We start from the raw sequence: 2,104 nt of genomic DNA on the forward strand, positions 1-2,104 counted from the left end.
GGCGCATCACCGCGACGGTCGACATGCATTGCAGCGCGAAGATGAAGTACACCATCAACGCGATGGCGGCGGTGCGCGACGAGGTGAACGCGCTGAGCGCCCGGGTGGCCACGCTCACCGACTCGCTGCACCGCGACGAGGTGGCCAACGCGCAGGCGGCGATGCGCATCGAGCAGCTCGAGCAGATGGTGCTCGAACAGTTCGGAATGTCACCGCCGGACCTGATCGCCGAGTACGGGCCGGACGTGGCGCTGCCGCCCACCGAGCTGGAGATGGCCGAGTTCGAGCAGGCCCGCGAGCGCGGCGAGCAAGTGGTCGCGCCCGCGCCGATGCCCTATGACCGGCCCACCCAGGAGCGCCGGGCCAAACGCGCCGAGCGCGAGCTTGCCGAGCTGGGCCGGGTCAACCCGCTGGCGCTGGAGGAGTTCGCCGCGCTGGAGGAGCGCTACAACTTCCTGTCCACCCAGCTCGAGGACGTCAAGGCGGCCCGCAAGGACCTGCTCGACGTCCTCGTCGACGTCGACGCCCGCATCCTGCAGGTGTTCAGCGACGCCTTCGTCGACGTGGAGCGCGAGTTCCGGGAAGTCTTCACCGTGCTGTTCCCCGGCGGCGAGGGCCGGCTGCGGCTGACCGACCCGGACGACATGCTCACCACCGGCATCGAGGTGGAGGCCCGCCCGCCGGGCAAGAAGATCACCCGGCTGTCGCTGCTGTCCGGCGGCGAGAAGGCGCTGACCGCGGTGGCGATGCTGGTGGCGATCTTCCGCGCCCGCCCGTCGCCGTTCTACATCATGGACGAGGTCGAGGCCGCGCTCGACGACACCAACCTGCGGCGCCTGATCAGCCTGTTCGAGCTGCTGCGGGCGCGTTCGCAGCTGATCATCATCACGCACCAGAAGCCGACCATGGAGGTCGCCGACGCGCTGTACGGCGTGACCATGCAGGGCGACGGCATCACCGCGGTCATCTCGCAGCGGATGCGCGGGCAGCAGGTGGAGCAGCTGGTCGGAACCTGATCAGCGTGTACTGACGGCGTTCCGCGTGCGCGGGCGGCGGGATTCCGGCGAATTATTCGCCCGGGACGCACACCCGAGGCCCAGGACGCACACCCGATGCCCCGTGAGCGCCGGGCCGCTTGAAACAATGTCAGCGTGTCCCAAGGTCTTTGGATCGCGATCGCGGTCCTGATAGTTCTCGTCGTCGTGGTCGCGCTGGTCGCGGGCCTGGTGCGGTACCGCCGCCGGCGGATCAGCTTCACCGCCAAGCCGGAGCCGGGGGCGATCGACCGGTCGGGAGGCTACACCGCGTCGTCCGGCATCACGTTCAGCCAGACCGCAAGAACCGATTTGGGGGCCGACCGGCTCGACACCACGGGCCTGCCCGCCGTGGGCGACGACGCCACCATTCCCCGCGACGCGCCGCGGCGCACCATCTCGGAGGTCGAACTCCCCGAGCCCGACCAGCTTCACCGGCACCCCGAGCTCCTGCTGGACGCGGAATACGATGCCGCCCTTGGCCGTACCGTCCAGCTTGGTCAGCACGGCGCCGGTGATCTCGACCACCTCGGCGAACACCCGCGCCTGGGCCAGCCCGTTCTGCCCGATGGTGGCGTCGAGCACCAGCAGCACCTCGTCGACCGCGGCGCGCCGTGTTACCACGCGTTTAACCTTGTCGAGCTCGTCCATCAGCCCGACCTTGGTGTGCAGCCGCCCGGCGGTGTCGATGAGCACGACGTCGGCGCCCGCGGCGATGCCCTTGTCGACGGCGTCGAAGGCCACCGACGCGGGGTCGGCGCCCTCGGGCCCGCGCACCACCTCGGCGCCGACCCGGGAGGCCCAGGTCTGCAGCTGGTCGGCCGCGGCAGCGCGGAAGGTGTCGGCGGCGCCGAGCACGACGCGTCGGCCGTCGGCCACCAGCACGCGCGCCAACTTGCCGACGGTGGTGGTCTTTCCGGTGCCGTTCACGCCGACGACCAGCAGCACCGACGGGTGGTCGGCGTGCGGCAGCGCGCGGATCGAACGGTCCATCTCGGGGTGCCGGTGAAGCTGGTCGGGCTCGGGGAGGGTCCCGACGACCTCGCGCCGTTCGAGCCGGGCGCCTTCGT

Annotated in this window: 1 protein-coding gene and 1 pseudogene; one reads left to right on the plus strand and one right to left on the minus strand. The window is 70.7% G+C overall.

What is annotated here, in order from left to right:
- The coding region (locus A5702_RS04190) for an AAA family ATPase (RefSeq protein ID WP_156669482.1) at positions 1-1,016 on the plus strand (1,016 nt) is incomplete at its 5' end.
- Between the two features lie 429 nt (positions 1,017-1,445).
- Here the strand turns inward: A5702_RS04190 and ftsY are convergent.
- A pseudogene (gene ftsY, locus A5702_RS04195) lies at positions 1,446-2,033 on the minus strand (signal recognition particle-docking protein FtsY); the annotation flags it as partial.
- Positions 2,034-2,104: the final 71 nt, after the last annotated feature.

The sequence above is a fragment of the Mycobacterium sp. E3339 genome (genome assembly GCF_001666915.1).
In the GTDB taxonomy this organism is placed as follows: Bacteria; Actinomycetota; Actinomycetes; order Mycobacteriales; family Mycobacteriaceae; genus Mycobacterium.